25 protein-coding genes, 2 tRNA genes, 1 riboswitch and 1 other annotated feature are annotated in these 26918 nt (G+C 55.3%); of the genes, 24 read left to right on the forward strand and 3 right to left on the reverse strand.

Translation table 11 applies throughout. The annotated features are described in order from the left end of the window. Positions 1-2 precede the first annotated feature (2 nt). The 12 genes from H7U36_RS07970 to H7U36_RS08025 all read left to right on the forward strand — a co-directional run bounded on the left by H7U36_RS07970 (position 3) and on the right by H7U36_RS08025 (position 15123). Positions 3-377, forward strand: a complete 375-nt coding sequence (locus H7U36_RS07970; RefSeq protein WP_191428157.1) for a TIGR04086 family membrane protein — start codon at positions 3-5, stop codon at positions 375-377. 87 nt (positions 378-464) lie between these two features. Continuing rightward, the gene (scfA, locus tag H7U36_RS07975; RefSeq protein WP_033126632.1) at positions 465-608 is read left to right on the forward strand and encodes a six-cysteine ranthipeptide SCIFF; all 144 of its coding nucleotides are present in this window, start codon (positions 465-467) and stop codon (positions 606-608) included. Between the two features lie 97 nt (positions 609-705). Continuing rightward, positions 706-2109, forward strand: a complete 1404-nt coding sequence (scfB, locus tag H7U36_RS07980; protein WP_191428158.1) for a thioether cross-link-forming SCIFF peptide maturase — start codon at positions 706-708, stop codon at positions 2107-2109. Positions 2110-2143: 34 nt separating this feature from the next. Further along, positions 2144-4321, forward strand: coding sequence for a protein translocase subunit SecD (gene secD / locus H7U36_RS07985; RefSeq protein WP_191493321.1), 2178 nt, complete (start codon positions 2144-2146; stop codon positions 4319-4321). Positions 4322-4441: 120 nt separating this feature from the next. Then, entirely contained in the window at positions 4442-6217 is a 1776-nt protein-coding gene (gene recJ / locus H7U36_RS07990; protein ID WP_205155988.1) for a single-stranded-DNA-specific exonuclease RecJ, read from the forward strand. A gap of 71 nt (positions 6218-6288) precedes the next feature. Next, on the forward strand, positions 6289-6813 hold the full coding sequence (locus tag H7U36_RS07995) for an adenine phosphoribosyltransferase (protein ID WP_033126628.1): 525 nt from the start codon (positions 6289-6291) through the stop codon (positions 6811-6813). Between the two features lie 115 nt (positions 6814-6928). After that, on the forward strand, positions 6929-9217 hold the full coding sequence (locus H7U36_RS08000) for a RelA/SpoT family protein (RefSeq protein ID WP_033126642.1): 2289 nt from the start codon (positions 6929-6931) through the stop codon (positions 9215-9217). A 94-nt stretch (positions 9218-9311) separates the two neighbouring features. Further along, positions 9312-9932, forward strand: a complete 621-nt coding sequence (locus H7U36_RS08005; RefSeq protein ID WP_033126627.1) for an MBL fold metallo-hydrolase — start codon at positions 9312-9314, stop codon at positions 9930-9932. 119 nt (positions 9933-10051) lie between these two features. Then, the gene (hemZ, locus tag H7U36_RS08010; RefSeq protein WP_191493319.1) at positions 10052-11527 is read left to right on the forward strand and encodes a coproporphyrinogen dehydrogenase HemZ; all 1476 of its coding nucleotides are present in this window, start codon (positions 10052-10054) and stop codon (positions 11525-11527) included. Further along, positions 11512-12783: a histidine--tRNA ligase gene (gene hisS / locus H7U36_RS08015; protein WP_033126625.1), complete on the forward strand. Its 1272-nt coding sequence runs from the start codon at positions 11512-11514 to the stop codon at positions 12781-12783. The genes hemZ and hisS overlap by 16 nt, the downstream gene beginning before the upstream one ends. A 79-nt stretch (positions 12784-12862) precedes the next feature. Next, the gene (aspS, locus tag H7U36_RS08020; RefSeq protein WP_205155989.1) at positions 12863-14659 is read left to right on the forward strand and encodes an aspartate--tRNA ligase; all 1797 of its coding nucleotides are present in this window, start codon (positions 12863-12865) and stop codon (positions 14657-14659) included. A gap of 197 nt (positions 14660-14856) precedes the next feature. Next, complete coding sequence (locus H7U36_RS08025; RefSeq protein ID WP_033126623.1) at positions 14857-15123, forward strand: hypothetical protein; 267 nt, start codon at positions 14857-14859, stop codon at positions 15121-15123. A 163-nt stretch (positions 15124-15286) separates the two neighbouring features. Here H7U36_RS08025 and H7U36_RS08030 read toward each other — a convergent pair. Beyond that, positions 15287-15359 (reverse strand) — tRNA-Gly (locus H7U36_RS08030). A gap of 68 nt (positions 15360-15427) precedes the next feature. On the opposite strand from H7U36_RS08030, the gene H7U36_RS08035 reads away from it, so the two are divergent. Next, positions 15428-16243, forward strand: coding sequence for a metallophosphoesterase (locus H7U36_RS08035; RefSeq protein WP_330637063.1), 816 nt, complete (start codon positions 15428-15430; stop codon positions 16241-16243). An 84-nt stretch (positions 16244-16327) separates the two neighbouring features. Here H7U36_RS08035 and H7U36_RS08040 read toward each other — a convergent pair. Continuing rightward, positions 16328-16400, reverse strand: a tRNA-Gly gene (locus tag H7U36_RS08040). 148 nt (positions 16401-16548) lie between these two features. On the opposite strand from H7U36_RS08040, the gene H7U36_RS08045 reads away from it, so the two are divergent. The 10 genes from H7U36_RS08045 to H7U36_RS08090 all read left to right on the forward strand — a co-directional run bounded on the left by H7U36_RS08045 (position 16549) and on the right by H7U36_RS08090 (position 24168). After that, entirely contained in the window at positions 16549-17835 is a 1287-nt protein-coding gene (locus H7U36_RS08045; protein ID WP_205148913.1) for a homoserine dehydrogenase, read from the forward strand. 135 nt (positions 17836-17970) lie between these two features. Further along, a riboswitch (THF riboswitch) is annotated at positions 17971-18071 on the forward strand. A gap of 66 nt (positions 18072-18137) precedes the next feature. After that, the gene (locus H7U36_RS08050; RefSeq protein ID WP_033126620.1) at positions 18138-18701 is read left to right on the forward strand and encodes a folate family ECF transporter S component; all 564 of its coding nucleotides are present in this window, start codon (positions 18138-18140) and stop codon (positions 18699-18701) included. 15 nt (positions 18702-18716) lie between these two features. Beyond that, positions 18717-19148: a MarR family winged helix-turn-helix transcriptional regulator gene (locus tag H7U36_RS08055; protein WP_033126619.1), complete on the forward strand. Its 432-nt coding sequence runs from the start codon at positions 18717-18719 to the stop codon at positions 19146-19148. Between the two features lie 133 nt (positions 19149-19281). Continuing rightward, positions 19282-19878 carry a DUF3793 family protein gene (locus tag H7U36_RS08060; RefSeq protein ID WP_205155990.1) on the forward strand — a complete coding sequence of 199 codons (597 nt, stop codon included), beginning with the start codon at positions 19282-19284 and terminating at the stop codon, positions 19876-19878. A 34-nt stretch (positions 19879-19912) separates the two neighbouring features. Next, positions 19913-20347 (forward strand): flavodoxin, encoded by a 435-nt coding sequence (locus H7U36_RS08065; RefSeq protein ID WP_191428168.1) that lies wholly within the window; start codon positions 19913-19915, stop codon positions 20345-20347. 36 nt (positions 20348-20383) lie between these two features. Continuing rightward, positions 20384-20665, forward strand: coding sequence for a DUF2325 domain-containing protein (locus H7U36_RS08070; RefSeq protein WP_033126616.1), 282 nt, complete (start codon positions 20384-20386; stop codon positions 20663-20665). Between the two features lie 193 nt (positions 20666-20858). Continuing rightward, a complete protein-coding gene (gene thyA, locus H7U36_RS08075) occupies positions 20859-21707 on the forward strand; it encodes a thymidylate synthase (RefSeq protein ID WP_191493316.1) in 849 nt (282 codons plus the stop codon). 27 nt (positions 21708-21734) lie between these two features. Continuing rightward, positions 21735-22235: a dihydrofolate reductase gene (locus H7U36_RS08080; protein WP_033126615.1), complete on the forward strand. Its 501-nt coding sequence runs from the start codon at positions 21735-21737 to the stop codon at positions 22233-22235. Continuing rightward, positions 22232-23443 (forward strand): glycosyltransferase family 4 protein, encoded by a 1212-nt coding sequence (locus tag H7U36_RS08085; RefSeq protein ID WP_138302729.1) that lies wholly within the window; start codon positions 22232-22234, stop codon positions 23441-23443. The genes H7U36_RS08080 and H7U36_RS08085 overlap by 4 nt, the downstream gene beginning before the upstream one ends. A 41-nt stretch (positions 23444-23484) precedes the next feature. Continuing rightward, positions 23485-24168 (forward strand): PHP domain-containing protein, encoded by a 684-nt coding sequence (locus tag H7U36_RS08090; protein WP_191493327.1) that lies wholly within the window; start codon positions 23485-23487, stop codon positions 24166-24168. A gap of 39 nt (positions 24169-24207) precedes the next feature. Here the strand turns inward: H7U36_RS08090 and H7U36_RS08095 are convergent, their stop codons facing one another. Then, positions 24208-24591, reverse strand: a complete 384-nt coding sequence (locus H7U36_RS08095; protein WP_033126612.1) for a hypothetical protein — start codon at positions 24589-24591, stop codon at positions 24208-24210. Between the two features lie 225 nt (positions 24592-24816). Beyond that, positions 24817-25126, forward strand: a binding site (T-box leader). Between the two features lie 63 nt (positions 25127-25189). Between H7U36_RS08095 and ilvB the strand changes: the two genes are divergently transcribed. After that, positions 25190-26911 carry a biosynthetic-type acetolactate synthase large subunit gene (gene ilvB / locus H7U36_RS08100; protein ID WP_138302726.1) on the forward strand — a complete coding sequence of 574 codons (1722 nt, stop codon included), beginning with the start codon at positions 25190-25192 and terminating at the stop codon, positions 26909-26911. Positions 26912-26918 lie beyond the last annotated feature (7 nt).

A 26918-nucleotide genomic window follows, 5' to 3' on the forward strand; every position in this document is an offset into this window, starting at 1 on the left:
ATATGGATAAAAAAGCCGGAAAAGAGACAAAGATACTCTGGATCCTCAAGGCGCTGCTGCTGTCCTACGTGGTGACGGGGGCCCTCCTTCTTCTGCTGGCCCTTCTTCTGTACAGGCTGCAGCTTGATGAGCAGGCGGTGTCGGCGGGGATCGTGGCCATCTATATCGCCGCCACCCTGATCGGCGGGCTGGCGGCGGGAAAGATGGCAAAGTCGCGGAGATTTCTGTGGGGGCTCATGACGGGAGTCCTGTATTTTGTGCTCCTCATCCTCATCACCCTGGGGGTGTACCGGACCCTGGACGGCAGCGGCATCCACATGGCCACCACCTTTGCGCTGTGCGCGGGAGGCGGCATGATCGGCGGTATGATCTCCTGACCTTGCAAAAGACGAAAAAATACTTCCAAAACAGAGAGCCTTGTGCTATAATATCAGAAGTCAAAGATGCGAAGGAGGGTGTACAAGATGAAACATGTAAAGACATTAAATACACAGACATTGACAAATACAATGAAAAAAGGCGGCTGCGGAGAATGTCAGACATCCTGCCAGTCAGCTTGCAAGACATCCTGCACAGTGGGAAATCAGACCTGCGAGCAGAAGAAATAGTCAGTTGGAATTAAAAAGTATCTACTAAGGGGGCAGCGGCTTTCGGCCGCTGTTTCTTGTGGTATAGAAAAAATGGAGACAGAAAGGGGTATCTGAAGTGATACATCAGTACCGGAATAATGGATACAACATTGTCCTGGATGTGAACAGCGGCGCTGTCCATGTGGTGGATGAGCTCTGTTATGACGCCATCGCCCATCTGGCGGCGGGGGAGGAGCCAGATCTGGCTGCCCTGGAAAAGCCGGAGACGCTGGAGGGACTCCAGGAGGCGCTGGGAGACAGGTACGAGGCCGGGCAGATCCGGGAGGCCTGGGAGGATATTAAAGAGCTGACCCAGGAGGGAAGGCTTTTTACCAGGGATGTTTTTGAGCCCATGATCGACCAGGTGAAGCAGAGGAAGACCGTGGTCAAGGCGCTGTGCCTCCACATTGCCCACGACTGTAACCTGGCGTGCAAATACTGCTTTGCGGAGGAAGGAGAGTACCACGGCCGCCGTGCCCTCATGAGCTATGAGGTGGGAAAGAAGGCGCTGGATTTCCTCATCGCCTCCTCCGGAAACAGGAGGAACCTGGAGGTGGATTTCTTCGGCGGCGAGCCGCTCATGAACTGGCAGGTGGTGAAGGACCTGGTAGCCTACGGCCGGCAGCAGGAGAAGCTGCACGACAAGCACTTCCGCTTTACTGTGACCACCAACGGGGTGCTCTTAAATGACGAGATACAGGAATTTATCAACAAGGAGATGGACAACGTGGTCCTCAGCCTGGATGGCCGCAAAGAGGTGAACGATGCCATGCGCCCCTTCCGCAGCGGCAAGGGAAGCTACGACCTCATTGTTCCCAAGTTCCAGAAGCTGGCGGACAGCAGGAACCAGGAGAGGTATTACGTCCGCGGCACCTTCACGAGAAACAACCTGGATTTCTCCAACGACGTGCTGCACTTTGCAGACCTTGGCTTCAAGCAGATGTCCATCGAGCCGGTGGTGGGAGATGAGTCCGATCCCTACGCTATCCGGGAGGAGGACATCCCGAAGATCTGCGAGGAGTACGACCGCCTGGCAAAAATTATGATCGAGAGGGAGAAGGAGGGGAAGGGATTTAATTTCTTCCACTTTATGATCGACCTGGAGGGCGGACCCTGCGTGTCCAAGAGGCTGTCGGGCTGCGGCTCCGGCACAGAGTACCTGGCCGTGACGCCCTGGGGAGATCTCTATCCCTGTCACCAGTTTGTGGGCCAGGAGGAGTTCCTCATGGGAAATGTGGACGAGGGGATCACCCGACCGGAGATCGCGGATGAGTTCAGAAACTGTAGCGTCTACTCCAAGGAGAAATGCAGGAACTGCTTTGCCAAGTTTTACTGCAGCGGCGGATGCATGGCCAACGCCTACAATTTCCATGGCACCATCCATGAGGCCTACGACATCGGATGCGAGATGCAGCGCAAGAGAGTGGAGTGCGCCATCATGATGAAGGCAGCTCTGGCCGACGCAGCCGATGAGGCGTAAGGTGTAATAAAAAACAGAAAAGAGGATACAGATCATGAACAAGAAAAAAGGCATACTGAGCCTGATACTGACAGCCGTACTGATCATACTTCTCGCCTACACCTGTATTGTGGGCTTTGGACCAACAGGCACAGGAGCTTCCAAAAATATCAAGCTGGGCCTTGACCTGGCCGGCGGTGTCAGCATCACCTACCAGGTAAAGGATAAGAACCCTACAGATGAGCAGATGAGCGACACCATTTACAAGCTCCAGCGCCGTGTGGAGCAGTACAGCACAGAGGCCACTGTATACCAGGAGGGAGACGACCGGATCAGCATTGAGATCCCCGGCGTGACAGACGCCAACGCCATCCTGGAGGAGCTGGGAAAGCCGGGAGCTCTGGAGTTCCAGACCTCTGACGGACAGACCGTCCTCACCGGAGCGGACGTGGAGACAGCCTCCGCCAGATCCGGGAAGGACGATATGGGAAATACAGAGTACACCGTTGAGCTGGACCTGACGGACGATGGCGCCCAGAAGTTTGCGGAGGCCACAGAGGCCAATGTGGGAAAACAGATCGCCATCATCTATGACGGTGAGACCATCAGCAGCCCGGTGGTCAACGAGGCCATCACAGGCGGGCAGGCCTACATCACCGGCAACTTTACATACGAGGAGGCGGAAAATCTGGCCTCCACCATCCGCATCGGCGGTCTCCAGCTGCAGCTGGAGGAGCTCCGCTCCAACGTGGTGGGCGCGCAGCTTGGACAGCAGGCAGTCACTACCAGCGTGCAGGCCGGAGCGGTGGGACTGGCCCTCGTGTTCCTCTTCATGTGCTTTGTGTACCTGCTTCCGGGCCTTGCCTCCAGCCTGGCCCTGCTGATCTACACAGGCATCGTGCTGGTGATTCTGAACGCCTTTAACGTCACTTTGACCCTGCCGGGTATCGCCGGTATCATCCTGGGTATCGGTATGGCGGTGGATGCCAACGTCATCATCTTTGCCCGCGTGAAGGAGGAGATGACAAAGGGAAAGAGTGTGAGGAACTCTCTGAAGGCGGGCTTCCACAAGGCTATGTCCGCCATCGTGGACGGCAATGTGACCACCCTGATCGCAGCGGCTGTGCTCTGGTTCAGGGGCAGCGGAAGCGTGAAGGGATTTGCCCAGACGCTGGCCATCGGCATTATCGTGTCCATGTTCACAGCCCTTGTGATCACCCGCATGATCGTGTACGCCTTCTACGCGGTGGGCATCCGCAGCGAGAAGCTGTACTACCGGCCGAAAAAGCCAAGAGAGCCCATTAACTTTGTGGGCAGGAAAGCCATTTTCTTTGCCATTTCCCTGATCCTTATCGCGGCGGGCTTTGGCGTCGCGGGCTACAATGCGGCCAGAGGAAACGGAGCTATGAACTACAGCCTGGAGTTCCAGGGAGGAACCTCCACGAACGTGACCTTTGACCAGGACTACACCATCGATGAGATTGACGCCCAGATCATCCCCGTGGTGGAGAAAGCCACAGGAGACCACAATGTGCAGGCCCAGAAGGTGGAGGGAAGCAACCAGATCATCTTCAAGACGTCCACCCTGGATCTGGACGCAAGGGAGGCGCTTGATCAGGCTCTGGTGGACAACTTCCAGGTGGACGAGTCTCTGATCACCTTTGAGAATATCAGCTCCACAGTCAGCAGCGAGATGAGGACCGACGCCATCGTGGCGGTCGTTATCGCCACAGTGCTCATGCTCCTCTACATTTGGTTCCGGTTTAAGGACATCCGCTTTGCAACAAGCGCGGTTCTGGCCCTGCTCCACGATGTGCTGATCGTAGCTCTGTTCTACGCGGTGGCAAGGATTTCCGTGGGAAATACATTTATCGCATGTATCCTGACCATCTTCGGATACTCCATCAACGCCACCATCGTCATCTTCGACCGTATCCGTGAGGAGCTGAAGCTGGCGCCCAAGGGACAGGATCTCGCATATACTGTTAACAAGAGTATCACACAGACTCTGACGAGGAGTATCTACACCTCCCTCACAACCTTTATCACCATTGCGGTGCTCTTTGTTATGGGCGTAAGCTCCATCAGGGAGTTCGCTCTGCCGCTGATGGTGGGCGTTGTGTGCGGCGCCTACTCTTCTGTATGTGTCACAGGTCCGCTCTGGTACGTCATGAAGACAAAGATCGGTGGAAAGAAGAAAGAAGCGGAGAAATCCGGAAAGAAGAAAAAATAGGTAAGAAAAATACAGTAAGGGGTGTGCGGGTGACTGCATACCCCTTTTTGTACCGTTCTTCCTGCCGGCCCTCTTGCGGCCGCGGGCGGGATGAAAAGAGTAATCGGAGGAGAGAAGAGGATGAAAGAACGCTGGGTTTTGCTGAGAAAAGGGGCGGATTTCGCCGGGATCGGGGAGCGGTTTCACATCAGTCCCCGGCTGGCCTGTCTGATCCGAAACCGGGATATCATAGGAGACGAGAATATAGAAAGCTATCTGTACGGCACCATCGCCGACCTGGAGGACGGCATGCTGATGCGGGACATGGACCGGGCGGTGGAGATCCTGATGGAGAAGGTGCGGGAGGGAGCATCCATCCGCATCATCGGGGACTACGACATTGACGGCGTCTGCGCCACCTACATTCTCCTGGAGGGGCTGAAGGGGCTGGGGGCTGTGGTGGACACGGACATCCCGGACCGGATCGCGGACGGGTACGGCCTGAGCAGGCATCTGATCGACCGGGCCTTTGAGGCGGGGACAGACACCATCGTGACCTGTGACAACGGCATCGCGGCCGCGGAGGAGATTGCCTGCGCGAGAGAAATGGGGATGACCGTGATCGTGACAGATCACCACGAGGTGCCCTTTGACGAGGAGGAGGGGGAGAAGCAGTATCATCTGCCCCCTGCGGACGCGGTGGTGGACCCGAAGCGGGCGGACTGCCCCTACCCCTTCAAAGGACTGTGCGGCGCCGCCGTGGCCTACAAGCTGATGGAGGCCCTCTATGAGTCCATGGGCAGGGACTCCTCGGACATCGACTATCTCATGGAGGAGGTGGCCTTTGCCACAGTGGGGGATGTGATGGATCTGACAGGGGAGAACCGGATCTTTGTCCGCCAGGGCCTGGAGATGCTCCAGTCCACCGCCAATCCGGGACTGCGCTCCCTCATGGAGTGCACGGGCATTGACCGGAAATCTGTCAGTACCTACCATATCGGCTTTGTGCTGGGGCCCTGCCTCAACGCCAGCGGCAGGCTGGACACGGCCAAGAGGGCCCTCTCCCTGCTGTCAGCCAGGTCAAAGAAGGAGGCGGACCTGCTGGCCGGGGATCTGAAGGCATTAAACGACAGCCGAAAGGAGATGACCGAGGCCGCGGTGCGGGAGGCGGTGGAACAGGTGGAGCACACGGAAGCCGGACGCCAGAGGGTGCTGGTTCTCTACCTGCCGGACTGCCATGAGAGTCTGGCCGGGATCGTGGCGGGCAGGATCAGGGAGCGGTACTGCCGGCCCGCCTTTGTCATCACAGACAGCGGCGACGGGGAGCTGGCCAAGGGCTCCGGCCGGTCCATCGAGGCCTACCATATGTATGAGGAGCTGAACAAGTGCAGGGGACTGTTCGTGAAGTTCGGGGGCCACAGGCTGGCCGCCGGTCTCACCCTGGAGAAGAAAAATATTGAGAAATTCCGCCAGGACATCAACGCGGTGTGCACCCTGACTGAGGCGGACATGACAGAGAAGGTGTCCATTGACATGCAGATGCCCTTCTCCTGTGTGACGGAGGAGCTGCTGGAGGAGCTGAAGCTTTTGGAGCCCTTTGGGAAGGGGAACACAAAGCCTGTGTTTGCAGAGAAAAATGTGTCCATCGTCTCCTGCCGTCTCATCGGGAAAAACAGGAACATGCTCAGACTCCGTCTCCTGGACGGGGCCGGCACGGACATGGACGCGGTGTACTTCGGGGACGCCGCCGGATTTCTCGACGAGGTGGAGGCAAAATACGGCCGGGCAGTGCGGGAGAGATTTTTCGAGGGGGAATACCGCAGAATTCGTCTCTCTGTCACCTATTATCCGGGGATAAACGAGTATATGGGACGAAAATCCATGCAGATTGTCATCACCCACTATCAAATTGTTTGAAAAAACAGAAAATAGATGATATACTAAAGAATGACATTTTATCGACAGTTGGTCTGAAGGAGGCAGTAAGGATGAAGCCAATAGAAGAATATGTGGTCAGTATACCGGATTTTCCTGAACAGGGGGTTATTTTCAGAGATGTGACAAGTGTGCTCCAGGATGCGGAGGGACTGCATCTTGCCATTGACCTGATGCAGGAGAAGCTGGAGGGGCTGGATTTTGATGTGGTCGTGGGGCCTGAGTCCAGGGGATTTATTTTCGGGGTGCCCATCGCCTACAATCTGCGCAAGCCCTTCGTGCCGGTGCGGAAAAAAGGCAAGCTGCCCCGGGAGACTGTATCCATCGAGTACGAGCTGGAGTACGGCACTGCCTCCATTGAGATGCACAGAGACTCCATAAAGCCCGGGCAGAGAGTGGTCATTGTCGACGACCTGATCGCCACCGGGGGAACCACGGAGGCTATCATCAAGCTGGTGGAGGGCATGGGAGGAGAAGTGTCAAAGGTCATTTTCCTCATGGAGCTGGCCGGACTGAAGGGCCGCCAGCGGCTGAAGGACTATGATCTGGACTCTGTGATCACCTACCCCGGAAACTGAGGCGCAGCAGGAAGCGTGAGAGAGCGGGGAAAACATGGAAAAGGAGGAGGGAACTGATATGGCAGTCATGACCTATGAATCGGACAATAAAAATCGTATTGCGCCCGAATCTATAATGGAAAATCAGATGCTCGGGCTTGAGATCGTGGACGGACACGCGGTGAAATCTCCGGAGGACTACCAGGATCCGGAGCAGCTCTACCAGATGCTCATCGCCCGCATCCGCAAATATCATCCTTCCACGGATGTTTCCATGATAGAGAAGGCGTTTAATCTGGCAAAGGAGGCTCACAACGGGCAGTGCAGAAAATCCGGTGAGCCCTATATTATCCATCCCCTCTGGGTGGCCATCATCCTGGCGGACCTGGAGATGGACAAGGAGACCATTGTGGCAGGGATGCTCCACGATGTAGTGGAGGATACGGCTGTGACAGACGAGCAGATCCGTCAGGAGTTCGGCGACGAGGTGGCCCTCCTGGTGGACGGCGTCACCAAGCTGGGACAGCTGTCCTACTCCTCAGATAAGCTGGAGGTGCAGGCGGAGAACCTGCGGAAGATGTTCCTGGCCATGGCAAAGGATATCCGGGTCATCATCATTAAGCTGGCGGATCGTCTCCACAATATGCGGACCCTCCAGTTTATGCGCCCGGAGAAGCAGAAGGAGAAAGCAAGGGAGACCATGGACATCTACGCTCCCATTGCTCAGAGGCTCGGTATCTCCAAGATCAAGACAGAGCTGGATGACCTGGCCCTCAAGTACTCCCAGCCGGAGGTGTTCTATGATCTGGTGGACCAGATCAACGCCAGGAAGACGGAGAGGGAGGAGTTCGTCCAGCAGATCGTGGAGGAGGTCTCCCAGCACATCAAAAACGCGGGGATCAAGGCTGAGGTCAACGGACGGGTGAAGCATTTCTTCAGTATTTATAAAAAGATGGTGAACCAGGACAAGACGGTGGATCAGATCTACGATCTCTTTGCGGTGCGCATTATCGTGGACTCTGTGAAGGACTGCTACGCGGCCCTTGGCGTGATCCACGAGATGTACACGCCCATACCCGGCAGGTTCAAGGATTACATCGCCATGCCGAAGGCCAACATGTACCAGTCCCTTCACACCACCCTCATGAGCTCCGTCGGGCAGCCCTTTGAGATACAGATCCGGACTCAGGAGATGCACAAGACGGCTGAGTACGGTATCGCCGCCCACTGGAAATACAAGGAGTCCAACGACGGGAAGAAGAACGTGAAGGCCCAGGAGGAGGAGAAGCTGAACTGGCTGCGCCAGATCCTGGAGTGGCAGAGAGATATGTCCGACAACAGGGAATTCTTAAGCATGCTCAAGGGAGATTTGGATCTCTTCGCGGAGGACGTCTACTGCTTTACCCCGGGCGGGGATGTGAAGAGCCTGCCTGCCGGCTCCACGCCGGTGGATTTCGCCTACGCTATCCACAGCGCGGTGGGCAACAAGATGGTGGGAGCCAGGGTCAACGGCAAGCTGGTCAACATCGACTACAAGATCCAGAACGGAGACAGGATCGAGATCCTCACCTCCCAGAATTCCAGGGGGCCCAGCCGTGACTGGCTGAACATTGTCAAGAGCACCCAGGCCAAGAACAAGATCAATCAGTGGTTTAAGAAGGAGTTCAAGGAGGACAACATCGTCCGGGGCAAGGAGCTCATCGCCAGCTACTGCAAGGCCAAGACCATTAATCTGTCCAACATCATGAAGCCAAAGTATCAGGAGGTCGTCCAGAAGAAGTACGGCTTCCGGGACTGGGATTCTGTGCTGGCGGCCATCGGCCACGGCGGGCTGAAGGAGGGCCAGGTGGTGAACCGGCTCATGGAGGAGTACAGCAAGGAGCACAAGCAGGAGCTCACCGACGAGGTGGTGCTGGAGAAGGTGGCGGAAGCATCCAGGAACAAGGTGCACATCGCCAAGTCCAAGAGTGGCATTGTGGTGAAGGGCATCGACGACATGGCGGTCCGTTTCTCCAGGTGCTGCAATCCTGTGCCGGGAGATGAGATCGTGGGCTTTGTCACCAGGGGAAGAGGTCTTTCCATCCACAGGACAGACTGCGTCAACATGATCCACCTGACGGACGCGGAGCGGGCCCGGCTCATCGACGTGGAGTGGGAGAGCGAGGTGGCTGAGGAAGAGGGTGGCCAGTACCTGGCGGAGATCAAGATGTACGCCTACGACCGGCAGGGACTTCTCATGGAGATCTCCAAGATCTTTACAGAGGCAAAGCTGGATGTGAAGTCTCTGAACGTGCGCACAAGCAAGAAGGGCACTGCCACCATCGAGGCAGGATTTATCGTCCACGGCAGGGAGGAGCTCGCCGCGGTGTCCAAGAAGCTGCGGCAGCTGGACGGCATCATCGACATCGAGAGGGCCGCGGGCTAGAGCGCCCGGCAGACTGCCGGGATGCCGGAGTAAACAGGAGAACAAAACAGGAGCGAAGACAGGGCTTTAGAAGGCACGGAGGAACAGACGCGATATGAAAATAGAGAAATTTGTCACAGGTATCATCAGCACAAACTGCTATCTTGTCATCAACGAGGAGACAAAGCAGACCGTTGTTATCGACCCGGCGGCCTGTCCCTCCTACCTGATGGGACATATGAAGAGCGAAGGACTGCAGGTGGAGGCCATCCTCCTGACCCACGGCCATTTTGACCATATTATGGGGATCGATGACCTCCGCAGGGAGTTCCCGGTTCCGGTGTACGTCCATGAGGGGGACAGAGAGACCCTCCTGGATCCGGCCCTGAACCTCTCCTCCAGCTACACGAATGGCTACACCTTTGACGGGGCTGACTATATCCGGGACGGACAGAGGCTGGAGCTGGCGGGATTTTCCTTCCAGGTCATACACACACCGGGCCACACGCCCGGAGGGGTCTGCTACTACCTGGAGAGTGAGGGCGTGCTGTTCAGCGGAGATACCCTGTTCCAGAATTCGGTGGGCCGCACGGACTTCCCGAACAGCAGCATGTCGGATCTGATCCGGTCCCTCAGGGAGAAGGTCATGAAGCTGCCGGACGACGTGAAGGTGTATCCGGGGCATATGGGCGAGACGACCATCGGACACGAGAGGAAGTATAATCCGTTTATTTAACGCAATTCCGGACGTAATACTTTTCAAAAGTATTACGTCCGGAATTGCGTCAACCCCCGCGTAATTGTGCATCGTGTCTGAAACAATATCCACAACAGGAAGGATGGACATACAAGATCATGATTTTTTTGAGCTGCAGCAACGATATGTATACATACAACACTTATCACCTTGCCAAAGCGTTTTTCCCGGAGGAGGAAATGCAACAAAATGTGGCGGAAAATATGGAGGATGTCTTTCGGATCACCTTCCCTGACGGCCGTGTCTTTGCGGTAAAGACAGAAGATATCCCGGAGGGGGCGGACCGCGGCGGGAAGAAGTACGCCGTGGACGTGGCCCTCTACAAGGCCTGCCGGGAATATACGGGGAGGGATCTGGCCTGGGGCATCCTGACCGGGGTACGCCCCACAAAGATCGCCATGCAGAAGCAGGAGCAGGGGATGGATGAGGCCTCCTTTGTGGAGTGGTTCCATGAGGACTCCTTTGTGAGCCCCGAGAAGGCGGCTCTCGCCTGGAAGATCGCCGGGAGGGAGAAGAGGATCCTGGAGCGCCTGGACTACCGGGACGGCTACAGCCTCTATGTGGGCATCCCCTTCTGCCCTTCTGTGTGCAGCTACTGCTCCTTCAGCTCCGGACCCATTGACTACTGGAGGGACTCTGTGGAGGACTATCTTAAGGCGCTGATGAAGGAGCTCTCCTGGATTGGGGAGAGAGCCGGGGAAAAGGGGAAGAAGCTGAACACCATTTACATCGGCGGAGGCACCCCCACCACTCTTAGCGAGGACCAGCTGGAGAGGCTCCTCTCCCACATAGACTTCTGCTTTCCCAGAGGGGAGCTTCTTGAGTACACCGTGGAGGCGGGACGGCCGGACAGCATTACAGAGGGCAAGCTGAGGGTTCTTGAGGGACACGGGATCACCCGCATCTCCATCAATCCCCAGACCATGCAGCAGAAGACCCTGGACCTTATCGGAAGGCGCCACACAGCCGGAGAGATAGAGGACAGCTTCCACATGGCCCGGAGCCTTGGCTTTGACAATATCAATATGGATCTCATTGCCGGACTGCCCGGGGAGACCGCCGCTGACATGGCGGACACTCTGGAGAAGATTAGAGCCCTGGGACCGGACAGCCTGACGGTCCATTCCCTCGCCATCAAGAGGGCGGCGAAGCTGGGGCAGGAAAAGAGCGCCACAGGCAGCATCGCGGCCCTGGCCGGGGATCCGGCGGTGATGGCCCGTGAGCTCTCGGCCATGATCGAGGAGGCCTACGGGGCGGCCGGCAGGATGGGACTTTTCCCCTACTATCTGTACCGACAGAAGAATATTGCCGGCAATTTTGAAAATGTTGGCTTTGCAAAGGTTGACAAAGCGGGAATTTACAATATACTTATTATGGAAGAAAAACAGTCCATAATTGCGGCCGGAGCCGGCTCCTCCACAAAGATCCTGCTGGATGAGCCCATCACAGTTCCGGGCAGCAGACATGGCAGAAAGACAACGCTTGTGCGGGCGGAGAATGTGAAGAACATCCGGGAGTACATCACCCGCATTGATGAAATGATAAATCGAAAAGGAGAATGGTTATGGCGCTGAAGAAAAAGCCGGTCACGGGCATGAAGGACATTCTTCCCCGTGAGATGGAGATCAGGGATTACGTGATCCAGATGATCAAAGACACTTACAAGACCTATGGATTTATGTCCATGGAGACCCCCTGTGTGGAGCACATTGAAAATCTGTGCAGCAAGCAGGGCGGAGACAATGAGAAGCTGATCTTCAAGATCCTGAAAAGAGGAGAGAAGCTGAAGATAAAGGAGGCCCAGGAGGAGAGCGACGTGGTGGACGGCGGTCTGCGCTATGACCTGACAGTCCCCCTCGCCAGATACTATTCCAACCACGTAAGCGAGCTTCCCTCCCCCTTCAAGGCGCTGCAGATCGGAAATGTATGGCGGGCTGACCGTCCCCAGAAGGGCCGTTTCCGCCAGTTCGTGCAGTGTGACATCGACATCCTCGGGGAGGCCGGCAATCTGGCGGAGATCGAGCTGATCCTTGCCACCACGGCCATGCTGGGGAAAATGGGATTTGAGAATTTTACCGTCTGCATCAACGACCGGAATATCTTGAAGGCCATGGCAGCCTACAGCGGATTTGCCGAGGAGGATTACGACGAGGTTTTCATCATCCTGGACAAGATGGACAAGATCGGTCCCGAGGCCGTGGGCCGGGAGCTGATGGAGCTGGGCTACACAAAGGAAAATGTGGATACCTACCTGGGACTCTTTGACCAGACACCCCAGGATGTCAGCGGCATCCGCTTCCTGAAGGAGAAGTTGGGAGACTATTTGAGCGACGAGACCGCAGAGAGCATGGAGATGATCATGTCCAGTGTGGAGACCGCAAAGGAGGCGGAGTTTAAGATCCGCTTCACCCCTACCATGGTGCGGGGGCAGTCCTACTACACGGGCACTATTTTTGAGGTGGTCATGGACGACTTCGGGGGCTCCGTGGCGGGCGGCGGCCGCTATGACAAGATGATCGGAAAATTTACCGGTCAGGACACCCCTGCCTGCGGATTTTCCATCGGCTTTGAGCGCATCGTCATGCTGCTCCTTGAGAACGGCTACCAGGTTCCCTCAAAGGGGGAGAAGAAGGCCTATCTGATGGAGAAGAACATGCCAAAAGAGGGCGTTCTCAAAGTGCTCTCCCTGGCGAGGGAGGATCGGAAGGCTGGAAAGCAGGTGCTTGTGGCCAACATGAAGAAGAACAAGAAGTTCCAGAAGGAGCAGCTCACGCAGGAGGGCTACGGGACCATCGTGGACTGCTACGCGGACTCCGTGGACAGACTGTAGAGGATACATGGAAACTTTGCGGGCGCGGAGTGTACGGACAGAGAATATGCAGAAATAAATAAAAAGGAGAAGAGAGAAAATGGCAGAGTCAATGCAGGGCTTAAAGAGGACCCACCGCTGCGGCGAGCTGTCTGCCGCCAATATCGGCGAGACAGTCACCATCATGGGCTGGGTGCAGAAAAACCGGAACAAAGGAGGTCTCGACTTTGTGGACGTGAGAGACCGCTCCGGGATCATACAGGCAGTGTTTGAGGAGGGCAAGACAGACAGCGCTCTTCTCGAGAAGGCGGCAAAGCTCCGGGCAGAGTACGTGGTAGCCATCGTGGGAAAGGTGGAGAGACGCTCCGGAGCTGTCAACACCAATATTTCCACCGGTGGGATCGAGATCATCCCTCAGGAGCTGAGGGTGCTGTCTGAGGCAGAGACGCCCCCCTTCCAGGTGGAGGAGAATTCAAAGACCAAGGAGGAGGTGCGCCTGAAATATCGCTATCTGGATCTGCGCCGGCCGGATATGCAGCGCAACCTTCTCATGAGGAGCCGGGTGGCCACGCTGACCCGTCAGTTCCTTGCGGACGAAGGCTTTCTGGAGATCGAGACGCCGGTGCTGGTGGGCAGCACGCCCGAGGGAGCCAGGGATTACCTTGTGCCCAGCCGTATTCACCACGGCCATTTCTATGCGCTGCCCCAGTCTCCTCAGCTCTTCAAGCAGCTCCTCATGTGCTCCGGGTGCGACCGCTATTTCCAGCTGGCAAAGTGCTTCCGGGACGAGGATCTGCGGGCGGACCGCCAGCCGGAGTTCACCCAGATCGACATGGAGCTCTCCTTTGTGGACGTGGATGATGTCATTGATGTAAATGAGCGTCTCCTGGAAAAGCTGTTCCGGGAGATTCTGGGCGTGGAGGTATCTCTTCCCATCCCAAGGATGACCTGGCAGGAGGCCATGGACCGCTACGGCTCTGATAAGCCGGATATTCGCTTCGGCATGGAGCTTCGCGACGTGACAGAGGCAGTGAAGGACAGCGAGTTTGCCGTGTTCAAGGGCGCGATCGAGAACGGCGGCACGGTCCGCGGCATCAACGCCAAGGGACAGGGCGGCATGCCGAGAAAGAAAATCGACAAGCTGGTCTCCTTTGCAAAGGATTTCGGCGCAAAGGGACTTGCCTACATTGCCATCCAGGAGGATGGGACTGTGAAATCCTCCTTTGCAAAATTCATGACAGAGGAGGAGATGAAGGCCCTCATCGATGCCATGGAGGGGGAGAACGGTGATCTGCTTCTCTTTGCGGCTGACAAAAACAAGGTTGTCTGGGATGTGCTGGGCAATCTGCGGCTGGAGCTGGCCCGTCAGATGGATCTGCTGGACAAGAGCGAGTACAAATTCATCTGGATCACAGAGTTCCCTCTCCTTGAGTGGAGTGAGGAGGAGAACCGCTACACAGCCATGCACCATCCCTTCACCATGCCCATGGAGGAGGATCTCCAGTACATCGACAGCGACCCGGGCAGAGTGCGGGCCAAGGCCTACGACATCGTGCTGAACGGAAATGAGATCGGCGGCGGAAGCGTCCGTATCTTTAATCCGGAGATCCAGAGCAAGATGTTCGAGGTGCTGGGCTTTACACCGGAGAGAGCCCAGGAGCAGTTCGGCTTCCTTCTGACCGCCTTCAAGTACGGTGTTCCGCCCCACGCAGGCCTGGCCTACGGCCTGGACCGCCTTGTCATGCTCATGGCAAAGCAGGACAGCATCCGCGACGTGATTGCCTTCCCCAAGGTGAAGGACGCCTCAGACCTCATGACAGAGGCTCCCACGCCGGTTGACCAGAAACAGCTGGACGAGCTTGGGCTGGCCATTGTGGACGAGGAAGAGAACCAGTAGAGTGACAGCTGATTGATAAGAGCTATAGGATAAAAGGGACATCTCCTGACGGGGGATGTCTCTTTTGTATACGTAAAGCTCCCCGTTCGCAGCTTGTCTCCGGCCTGTGAGGACAATTGATCAGAAGAGTGTGAGAGGCATATTTCTCAGAAAAGTATCTGGATATAGAAGCGTTTATATGTTATAATCCGTTTACAGTGAGAGATGAGGAGGATGTTTTCCGGGAGTATCTGATATGTAACATCAGAAACACAGCAAAGAAGGAGGAAAACAGCCTGTACGATGAAATCAGCCGAGTGTATGATGAGCTGGACAAAAAGGTGGAGAAGGTGCAGGCCGGTGTGGACGAGATGAGCCGGTACTACAGGATTTCCAGACTGGAGCAGGAAAATACAACGCTGATACTTAAGATTACGGATGACCTGAGGCGGCGCGTGGAAAAGCTGGAGAGCGAGAGCGCATAAGAACGAACCATATGGGGCTGTTGCAAGACAGATATATAATTATCTATCTGGAGAGCAATGGCTCCTTTTTATGAAAGCGGAGGATGGGACTTGAACCCGCACGGCATTAAAAGAAAAGCGCTGAAGCAAGTCCAAATACAAGCTTCAACGCTTTTTGAATGAGAGCGACAGACGGGGCTCGAACCCGCGACCCCGACCTTGGCAAGGTCGTACTCTACCAACTGAGCCACTGTCGCATGCGTTTTTGTGTTCCTCAGAACAAAAAATAATATACTATATGAAAGGAGAAATGTCAATACTTTTTTTGAAATTAGACAACCAAAAATCAACTTCAGCTGCATGCTGTTTTTTTCTGCGCAAACATGCGCAAAGAGGAGTGCTTATGATCTATATTACGGGAGATACTCACGGTGACTGGATGAGCAGACTAAATACAAATGCTTTTCCAGAGCAAAAGAGTATGACGAAACAGGACTATGTGATTATTTGTGGGGATTTTGGAATTTGGAATGACACAAAGAAGGAAAAATACAATCTGGACTGGCTGGAAGACAGATCGTTTACGACACTGTTCGTAGATGGCAATCATGAAAATTTTGACAGATTGTATTCCATGTCGGTCGCGAAGTGGCGCGGAGGGAAAGTACATTTTATCCGTCCTTCCGTGATCCACCTTATGCGCGGCCAGATCTTTCATATCGAAGGAAGGGCATTCTGGACCTTCGGCGGCGCAGGCAGCCATGATATTCAAGATGGCATTTTGGAAAAGGATGATCCCAGAATTAAGAAATGGAAACATGATTATGAAAAGATGTTCAGGGTCAATCATGTATCCTGGTGGAGAGAAGAATTGCCATCCCAAGAGGAAATGGAAGAAGGGCGCAAAAATTTAGCGAATACAGATAATAGGGTGGACTTTATCGTTACTCATTGCGGTGCTACCAGCAGCACATTATTGTATTCTCTTGGTGAATATAAACCAGATGTTCTCACAGATTATCTGGAAGAAATCAGACAGAAGGCTGTCTTTAAAAAATGGTTTATGGGGCACTACCACGATAACTATGCTATTAATGATAAAGAAATTATTATATATGAACAGATTGTGAGGATCGCGTAACAATCAGCGGTTGTCTGCGAAAACCAGAAAAGAAAAAGCGTTGAAACCACTATAAGAATCAGGCTTCAACGCTTTTTAAATGAGAGCGACAGACGGGGCTCGAACCCGCGACCCCGACCTTGGCAAGGTCGTACTCTACCAACTGAGCCACTGTCGCATTTCTGATTTGTTTTCCTCAGAACAAGAAATAATATACTATACATTTGCACGGATGTCAACAACATTTTTAAAAAATTATTTTTCTGGAGCACGGGGGCAAATTATGCTATACTTTACCCCATGATACTGAAGAAGGGAGAAAAGGCATGAAGACACAAAAGACAATCAGAGCGGCGCTCCTCGGATGTGGAACAGTGGGAGGCGGCGTGTACAAGCTCCTTGACAGAAGAAAAGAGGAACTGGCGGACAAGGCGGGAGCCTCTCTCGAGATAAGCGCTGTGCTTGTCCACAATGTAAATAAAAAGCGGGAGGGCGTGGACCCGTCCCTGCTGACGGACGATTTTGAGAGGATTGCGAACGACCCTTCTATTGACATCGTGATCGAGGTCATGGGAGGCATAGAACCAGCAAGGACCATGATCCTGCGCTCTCTGCGGGCGGGGAAGAATGTGGTGACGGCAAACAAGGATCTGATCGCTGTGCATGGAAGCAAGCTGCTGAGCGCAGCCAGGGAAAACAAAGTGGATCTTCTGTTTGAGGCGGCTGTGGCCGGGGGTATCCCCATCATCAGGCCCTTAAAGCAGTGCCTGGCCGGCAACGAGCTCTCCGATGTGGTGGGCATCGTCAACGGCACGACGAACTATATCCTGACCAAGATGTTTGAGGAGAACATGGACTTTGACGCGGCACTTGAGAAGGCCAAGGAGCTGGGCTACGCGGAGGCGGACCCCACGGCGGACATCGAAGGGCTGGACGCGGGGCGGAAGGTGGCAATCCTGGCATCCACAGCCTTCCACTCTCCGGTGGTCTTTGACGATGTGTACACAGAGGGGATTACAAAAATATCCTCCAGCGATATAAAATACGCCAAGGAATTTGACTGTGTGATCAAGCTCCTGGGCATTGCCAGGGAGAGGCAGGAGCAGATCGAGGCCTATGTGTGCCCCATGCTGCTCCCGGCGGACCATCCCCTGGCCACGGTCAGAGGCTCCTTCAACGCGGTCTTTGTCCACGGCGACGCGGTGGACGACGTCATGTTCTACGGGCGGGGAGCAGGGGAGTTCCCCACGGCCAGCGCAGTGGTGGGGGATGTCATCGACGTGATGCGGAATATGGAGTACGGCTGCACGGGAAGGATCGGCTGCGGCTGCTACCGCTCTGTGCCGGTGAAGCAGTTCCGGGATGTGAAAAACAAGTTTTTCATCCGCATGCAGGTGATCAACCGCCCCGGTGTGCTGGCGGCCATTGCCGGCGAGCTTGGCAGGCACAAGGTGAGCATCTCCAAGGTGGTGCAGAAGGTGATCACAAAGGGAAGCGCGGAGCTGGTCATCGTTACCGAGGACGTGAAGGAGTATCACATGAGCGAGGCCCTGGAGGACCTGAAAGAGCTGGAGCCTGTGCAGGAGATCAGCAGCGTGATCCGAAGCTACTAGATTTCGGGGCAGGATTGCAGGACAGGCTTTCGAGACAGGCCTCTGCGATCAACTTATTAAGACAATCTTTCCCCGCGGCATTGCCCTGGCGGGGAAAGTGTGCTACAATGACCCAGTAAACAATCAAACAGACGAAGCAGAGTAGGAAGATGTGCGTTAAGTGCCGGATGGACGGGGAGTTGCCAGCTGGACGAAAAGCAAGAGTGCTTGCGGTGCATGTTCCGCATCCCGCTGCTACACATAGACAGAAATACCTGCTTATGGGTAGCTTTAAGGACTACTTCGAAAGGAGGTATTTTTTTATGAAAAAAATGAGACAGCTGTTTGCGGACTCTCTTGGGGAGCTGCAGGATGTGAGGAAGCTCTCGGTTATGGCCATGATGCTGGCCCTGGCAGTGGTCCTCGGCTTTTACGCCACTGTGCAGGTGGGGGATTTCCTGAAGATCGGCTTTGCCTTTATCCCAAATGAGCTGACCGGCATGCTGTTCGGACCGGCGGCAGGGGGGCTTCTGGCGGCTCTGGCTGATATCGTGAAATATCTGGTAAAGCCGGTGGGAGCGTTTTTCCCCGGGTTTACAGTGAGCGCTCTCCTGGGCGGCGTGATCTACGGAGCAGTGCTCTACAAGCGCCCACTCAGCCTGAAGAGAGTCATTGTGGCTAACGCATTGGTGACGGTATTTGTCAATCTGCTCCTCAACACCTACTGGCTCACTGTGCTCTACGGCAATGCCTTTGGAGCGCTCCTGCCGGCCAGGATGCTGAAGGAGGCCATTCTCCTGCCCATAGACATTCTGCTCTACTATACGATTGCCAGAGTGCTGGGGCGGGCCAGAGTGTTCCACAGTCTGCAGGGAGCGGCCAAATAGAGAAAGGGTGATCACATGCAGGAAAAACTCCCCCTTGGTTTTCTGTTCAAACAGATCAACAACGTATACGAGAAAGAGGTCAACAACAGCCTGCGCACGCTGGGCATCACGGCGTCCCAGTGCGCGGTGCTGGATTATCTGTTCCACAGCCGGAAGGAAGAGATCAACCAGAAGGATGTGGAGCGGGCCCTCAGCCTCAAAAACCCCACGGTGACAGGGCTTTTGAAGCGGCTGGACGAGAAGGGGTACATTCTGATCGTTCCCAGCACAAAGGATAAGCGGTGCAAAAATATTTATCTGACTGAGAAGGCCTACGACATCCGCAGGCGGATGGAGGCTGACCGGAAAAAGGTGGACAAGAGGCTGACCATCGGCATGACAAAAAAGGAAGTGCAGGCATTGCGGAAAATGCTGGACAAGGTGCTGTACAATGTGGCTGATCCCTGACGGGATGGGCCACTTTTTTATTGCGAGGAACAGTGTTGAGAAAACTTATCAATATGAATATTGAAACCCATTTTCATTTATGATATATTAATAAAAGCAAATGATAATCAATTTCAAAATATAGGAGGAACCTATGCCGGTTGAAGTGATCTCATATCTTCTGTCCGAACGGGATCGGGAGCAAAGACTCCGGTCACAGCTTGTATTACAGTGTGCCCCCTTCCTGAAGGGGATCAAGGCTGCCGCTATCACCAATCTTCCCTCCCAGGCGGAGGAACTGCTTGAGAAGGTGCTGGCCGGGACAGGGATATCCTACAGAGTGCTGGCCGTAAGAAAGAAAAGATGCCTTGTATTCCTGTACAGAAGGATCACCTTTGAGCGGTATATAGGCCGCCGGGAAAATGTGGAATTTCTGGCGGGTTTCGGCTACACAGAGGGCTCCGCCGAAGAAATGCTGGGGAGGCTGGCGGACAGGATCGGCATGTATGCCGGCCGGGAGCTGGTCTTTCCCCATGAGATCGGCGTTTTCCTGGATTACCCTCTGGCCGATGTGGAAGGGTTTATCCGGAATGCTGGGAGAGATTATCTGCTGTCAGGCTACTGGAAGGTGTATCACGATCTGGACGGAGCCAGGGAGCTGTTCCGAGCCTATGACAGGGCCAGGGACTGCGCTGTGAGAGAGCTTCTCCAGGGAAAAGGGATGAGTGAGATCGCCGTCCGGGTAGCCTGACGATTTCTGAAAAGGCAAGGAGGATACAGAAACTATGAGCATAGCAGTTGTATATTGGAGTGGAACCGGAAATACACAGGCCATGGCAGAGGCGGTTGCAAAGGGCATCGCGAAAGGCGGGGCAGAGGCGGAGCTTCTCCCTGTGGGCCAGGCGGATCCGGCAAAGATCGCCGCCGGAGATGTATTTGCCCTGGGCTGCCCATCCATGGGCGCGGAGGAACTGGAGGAGTCCGAGATGGAGCCCTTCGTGCAGGCCCTGGAGGGCATGGCTTCCGGAAAGAGGATCCTTCTCTTTGGCTCCTACGGATGGGGCGACGGAGAGTGGATGCGCACCTGGGAGGACAGGATGAAGGGAGCCGGAGCCGCGCTCATCGGCGGACAGGGCGTGATCGCTAACGAGGCGCCTGATGAGGAGGCCCTCGACGCGTGCGAGAAGGCCGGGGAGGCTCTGGCGAAAGCAGCCCAATAGCAGTCAGCAGACAGCCCGGAAGAAAGGAGAGCGGACATGAGCGTTGTCATCATAGGCGGAAACGAGCGGATGGAATGTCAGTACAAGGAAATCTGCAGAAAGTATAAATGTAAGGCAAAGGTATTTACGAGGATGGCCGGCAATCTGAAGACACAGATCGGACAGCCGGATCTGATCATCCTTTTTACATCCACTGTGGCCCACAAGATGGTCCACTGCGCACTCAGGGAAGCGGAGCGCCATGACGTGCGGGTGGAGCGATCCCACAGCAGCAGCGCCAGTGCGCTGGACGGAATTCTCAGGGAGTGCTGCGGTTAGCGCAAGCGGGAGGAGGGAAGCCGGGAAAGCAGGCTTCCCTCTTTTTTCTCGTCTGCAGAAACCGAAGGGGAGCTGCTGTCAGTGGTTGAAGAAGCGGCTCCAAACTGCTATAATACTCATAGTGTCCGCGAAAAAAGTCTGGGGCCAAAAAGGCGGCCGGACAGACAGCGCGCGGAGGATAACGGAGGAGAATATGAGTTACGCAGATCAAGTATTTATCCATATGTGCCGGGATATCATAGACAACGGCACCAGCACGGAGGGGGAGAAGGTGCGCCCTGTGTGGGAGGACGGCACCCCCGCCTACACCATCAAGAAGTTTGGGGTGGTGAACAGGTACGACCTGTCAAAGGAATTTCCGGCCCTGACTCTGCGCCGGACGGCTATTAAGAGCTGTACGGACGAGCTTTTGTGGATCTGGCAGAGAAAATCCAACAATATCCACGATCTCCACTCCCACATCTGGGACAGCTGGGCAGATGAGAACGGCTCCATCGGGAAGGCCTACGGCTATCAGATGCAGGTAAAGCACCAGTATAAGGAGGGGATGATGGATCAGGTGGACCGGGTCATCTACGACCTGAAGAACAATCCCTACAGCAGGCGCATCATGACCAATATGTACGTGCACCAGGATCTCCACGAGATGGGGCTTTATCCCTGCGCCTACAGCATGACCTTCAATGTGACCAAGGAGAAGGACAGCGACAGGCTCACCCTGAACGGCATCCTGAACCAGCGCTCCCAGGACGTGCTGACGGCAAACAACTGGAATGTGTGCCAGTACGCGGTGCTGCTCCACATGCTGGCCCAGGTGTGCGACATGAAGGCAGGGGAGCTGGTCCACGTGATCGCGGACGCCCACATCTACGACAGGCACATCCCCATGGTGGAGGAGCTGATCGCCAGAGAGCCGTTAGCGGCCCCCCGGTTCTGGCTCAACCCGGAGGTGAAGGACTTCTATGACTTTACGCCGGAGGATGTGAAGCTCATCGACTACAATACCCATGAGCAGATCAGGAACATACCGGTAGCCATATAAAACAGGGGAGAAAATAAGGAGGATGCTATGAATTTGATCGTAAACGCAGATAAGAACTGGGCCATCGGCAAGGACAACAGGCTTCTTGTCAGTATTCCCCAGGATATGAAATTTTTCCGTGAGACCACCACGGGAAAAGTGGTGGTTATGGGGAGAAAGACGCTGGAGAGCTTCCCTGGCGGACAGCCCCTGAAGAAGAGGACCAACATCGTGCTCACCACAGACCCGAACTACCAGGCGGGGGAGGCTGTCATCGTCCACTCCATGGAGGAGCTCATGGAGGAGCTGAAAAAATATCCCCGGGAGGACATCTTTGTCATCGGAGGGGAGAGCATTTACAGGAGCCTGCTCCCCTGGTGCAGGACGGCCTATGTGACGCGGACAGATCACGCCTACGACGCGGACACCTGGTTCCCGGACCTGGACGCGGACCCGGAGTGGAAGATGACAAAGACAAGCGACGAGCAGACCTATTTTGATCTGGAATATTATTTCACTGTCTATGAAAGGATTGCCGGGGGAAAATGAGGATTTTGAGCATTACCGCGCAGAAGCCGGACAGCACCGGAAGCGGCGTCTACCTCACGGAGGTGGTGAGGGAGTTCTCCAGGCAGGGGCATGAGCAGGCAGTCCTGGCCGGGGTGTACCGGGAGGACGAGGTACGCCTCCCCGCAGGTGTGGACTTTTTCCCTGTCTTTTTTCACTCGGAGGAGCTGCCCTTTGCCATTCCCGGGATGTCCGACAGGATGCCCTACGAGAGCACGGTCTACAGCGCCATGGATGAGGGGATGACAGAGACCTACATGAAGACTTTCCGCAGAAAGATCCGGGAGGCGGTGGAAAGCTTTCAGCCGGACCTGATCCTCTGCCATCACCTGTACCTTGTGACAGCCCTTACAAGGGACTGCGTGAGGGAGATTCCTGTCTTTGGCTTTTGCCACAATACGGACCTGCGGCAGATGAGAAAGCACGATCTCCAGCGAGAGTTTATCTGCAGCCGCATCGGGAAGCTGGATGGCATTTTTGCCCTCCACCAGGAGCAGAAAAAGGAGATCCTGAAGGTGTACCCAGTGGAGGAGAGCCGGGTGCGCATTGCCGGGACAGGATACAATGACCGGATTTTCTTCCGGAAGGGGGAAAAGCCGGCGGCGGATCCTGTGCGCCTTGTCTTTGCGGGAAAGGTGAGCCAGGAGAAGGGAGTGGCAAGCCTGCTTTGCAGCCTGGGGCGGGTGAAGGCGGAGGGCAAAGGGCTGCAGCTTACCCTGGCCGGGGGAAACGGGGACGAGCGGGAGATGGAGCGCATCCGCTCTCTGGCGGACGCCTGCCCCTGGCCTGTCGCATTTACCGGCAGGCTTCCCCAGGAGAAGCTGGCGGATGTGTACAATGAGAGCCATATTTTTGTGCTGCCCTCCTTCTATGAGGGACTTCCCCTGACGGTCATGGAGGCGCTTGCCTGCGGCTGTCAGGTGGTGGTCACGGATCTGCCGGGTATACGTCCCTTTATGGAGACCTACGTGCCCCACGCGCCTGTCTTCTATGTAAAGCCGCCCCGGATGAGGAACACGGATCAGCCCTTTGAGGAGGATCTGCCGGCCTTTGAAAGAGAGCTGGCGGAGAAGATAGAGGTATGCGCCGGGCGCGTCCGGGACGGCCATATGCTCTGCCCGGACCTGGCACGGATATCATGGAAGGCGGTCTGCGGCAGGATACTGGAAGCGGTAAAAAGTGCGGGATAGAAGCCGGGGAGAAGGACGAAGCAGAGAAGAGGAGGACGGGTATGTTTATCGACCTGCATATGCACGAGATGCGCAATTCCGGCGACAGTTTCCTTCCGTTGGAGGAAATCGTTGAGATTGCAAAGAAAAAAGGATTGGATGCTATCTGTATTACCGACCATGACAACATGGATATACGGGAATTTGCCCGGGAGTATTCGGAGAAGACGGGCTTTCCCATATTTGTGGGGATTGAGTTTTATTCCCTCCAGGGGGACATCATTGCCTTCGGTGTCAGGGAGTATCCCAGGGAGAGGATCAGCGCCCAGGCGTTTATCAACCTTGTGAGGGAGCAGGGAGGCGTCTGCTACAGTGCCCACCCCTTCCGCAACAACAGAAGGGGGATGGAGGAGCATCTGGACGAGGTGACCGGGCTGTCCGGCATTGAGGTGCTTAACGGCAGCACCCACCGGGAGGCCTGCCTGACTGCGGCGGCCTACGCGAAGAAGCTGAACCTGATACCGGTGGGGGCCAGCGACTGCCACGTGCCGGAGAAGGTGGGAGTCTGCGCCACCTATTTTCCCATGGAGATACGGTCAGAGGAGGATTTGGTGAGGGCCTTTAAGACCGGGGGCATGAAGCCGGCCTATTACGAGGACGGCGCCTACCACATTGTGGACATCGACGCGCCGGAGTCAGAGTTTCCGGATGAAGTATGGATGAAAAAAAGCGCCCGGCCATTGTGACCATGGCCGGGCGTTCATACCTGTTTTCCTGATCAGGGATCAGTTCTCTTTTCTTGCAATTCCGTAGATGGCTGCGCCAAGCACCAGCGCGATGCAGTCAGCGATGCTGAAGCTGTCCTGTGTGATCTGAAGATAGATCAGTGAGACCAGTCCGAGCACGGCGAATACAAGACCGAGTGCTCTGCATACGCTGTAGACGCCCTTTATGCATGCGGCGCCGCAGATAATTGCCAGGATAGCGACGGCATAGGCCAGTACCACTACCAGAGCTTCCTGGGCCTCATGTCCCGGCAGCAGTCCGCTGACAGCTCCGGTCAGGGCCAGCGTGCCCAGAATGGCATATACGATACCAAAAAGCAGGGCCACTGCGCCGAAAATCTTTAGGGTTCCGGAATTAGAATTTTTATTGTTGCTTTGACTCATCTTATGTTCTCCTTTCCTAAAAAGCCTGTACGGCCAGTCCTGGAACCTGCACTGTAGCAACAGAACAGGTGTTCGAAAAACTCCCATATTGTAACACGAAAAATTTGCGGGCGCAACAGTGGTATGCCTGATTTCGATCAAAATGTGTGCAGGCCCGATAAAAAGGATAAAAAAGTCAGTTGACAATTGACAGGTATATCAACTATAATAATAAAAATTATCTGAATAAATGCAGTGACAAGGAGGAGTACATAGGTACCGGAAGCGCAGAGAGGAGATGGGTGGTGTAAATCTCCGTGATGGATGTATGGAAGTAGCCTTCGAGCAGTGGACCGAACCCGGGCAGCAGGATCTGTTGAGCAATGCGGATCGTATTAGGGCCTGGCAGTAGACTCCAACGGCATTCCCCCGTTACGGGAAACGGTATCGGAGCGCCCGCCGCATATGAGTGTGCAGAAGCTCCCGTACTGGCAGAGAGCAGAGACAAAGGAGCTCTGAATTTAGGTGGTAACACGGATGGATATTCGCCCTAAGCTAAAGGCTTAGGGCTTTTTTATTCCGTGTCCCGTATGAATAGTAGTTATTAAGGAGGTAAGGTATGAAAAAGATTTCTGGAAACAAACTGCTTGTAAAAGCGCTGAAGGAGGAGGGAGTAGACACCATCTTCGGCTATCCCGGCGCCTGTACCATTGACATCAGCGATGAACTCTACAAACAGGACTACACAAAGGTGATCCTGCCCCGCCAGGAGGTGGCTCTCGTACACGAGGCAGACGCCTACGCCCGGTCCACGGGAAAGGTGGGCGTGTGCCTGGTGACAAGCGGCCCCGGGGCCACGAACCTGGTGACAGGACTTGCCACGGCAAACTATGACAGCGTTCCCCTTGTGTGCTTTACAGGCCAGGTGGCCAGGCACCTTATAGGAAATGACGCCTTCCAGGAGGTGGACATTGTGGGGATCACAAGGAGCATCACAAAGTACGGTGTCACGGTGCGCAACAGGGAGGACTTGGGAAGAATTATCAAGGAGGCCTTCTACATTGCCAGGACAGGACGCCCCGGCCCGGTGCTCATCGACCTGCCCAAGGACGTGATGGGAGAGCTGGGGAGCGCCGACTATCCCTCCGAGGTCAATATAAGAGGCTACAAGCCCAACACCCACGTACATATCGGGCAGCTCAAGCGGGCTATCAAGATGCTCTCCAAAGCGGAGAAGCCTCTGTTTCTGGCAGGCGGCGGTGTGAATATCGCCCGCGCCGGGGAGGCCTTCACAGAGCTGGTGGAGAAGACCAATGTCCCCGTGGTGACTACGGTTATGGGAAGGGGAGCCCTCCCCACACAGCATCCTCTCTTTGTGGGAAACCTGGGTATGCACGGCGCCTACGCGGCCAACATGGCGGTGAACTCCTGCGACCTGCTCTTCTCCATCGGGACAAGGTTTAACGACAGGATCACAGGAAAGCTCCACTCCTTTGCACCCAAGGCCAAGATCGTCCACATTGACATCGACACCTCCGCCATCTCCAGGAATGTGCAGGTGGATATTCCCATTGTGGCCGACGCGGGAGAGGCCATCGACAAGATGCTGGAGTACGTGGAGCCATGCGAGACGAAAGAGTGGCAGGAGGAGATCAAGGGCTGGAAGGCGGAGCATCCTCTGACCATGAAGAAGAGGCCCATCATGACGCCCAAGGACATCCTGGATGTGATCAACGACATGTTTGAGGAGGCCATTGTGGTGACAGACGTGGGACAGCATCAGATGTTCACCTCCCAGTTTCTGGAGATGACGCCGAAGAAGCAGCTCATCATGTCCGGAGGACTGGGAACCATGGGCTACGGCCTTCCCGGCGCCATCGGTGCCAAGATCGGCAATCCGGACAAGACAGTCATCTCCATCTCCGGGGACGGCGGCATGCAGATGAACATCCAGGAGCTGGCCACGGCTGTGCTGGAGGAGCTTCCTATTATAAATTGCATTTTCAACAACAGCGTGCTGGGCATGGTGCGCCAGTGGCAGAAGCTTTTCTACGGCAAGCGCTATTCCATGACCTGTCTTCGGTCCGGTGCAGCCTGCCGGGGAAAATGCGGCGAGGTGGAGTGCCCGCCCTACACGCCTGACTTTGTGAAGCTGGCGGAGAGCTACGGAGCCAAGGGCATCCGGGTGACAAAGAAGGAGGAGATCCGTCCCGCCTTCGAGGAGGCTGCAAAGAGCAAAAAGACCCCCTATATCATTGAGTTCCTCATTGACCCGGAGGATCTGGTATATCCTATGATCCAGCCCGGCGGCACACTGAAGGAAATGATCATGGACTGCTAGAAAGGAG

This window comes from Faecalicatena fissicatena (assembly GCF_016900595.1).
GTDB classification, from domain to species: Bacteria; Bacillota; Clostridia; order Lachnospirales; family Lachnospiraceae; genus Claveliimonas; species Claveliimonas intestinigallinarum.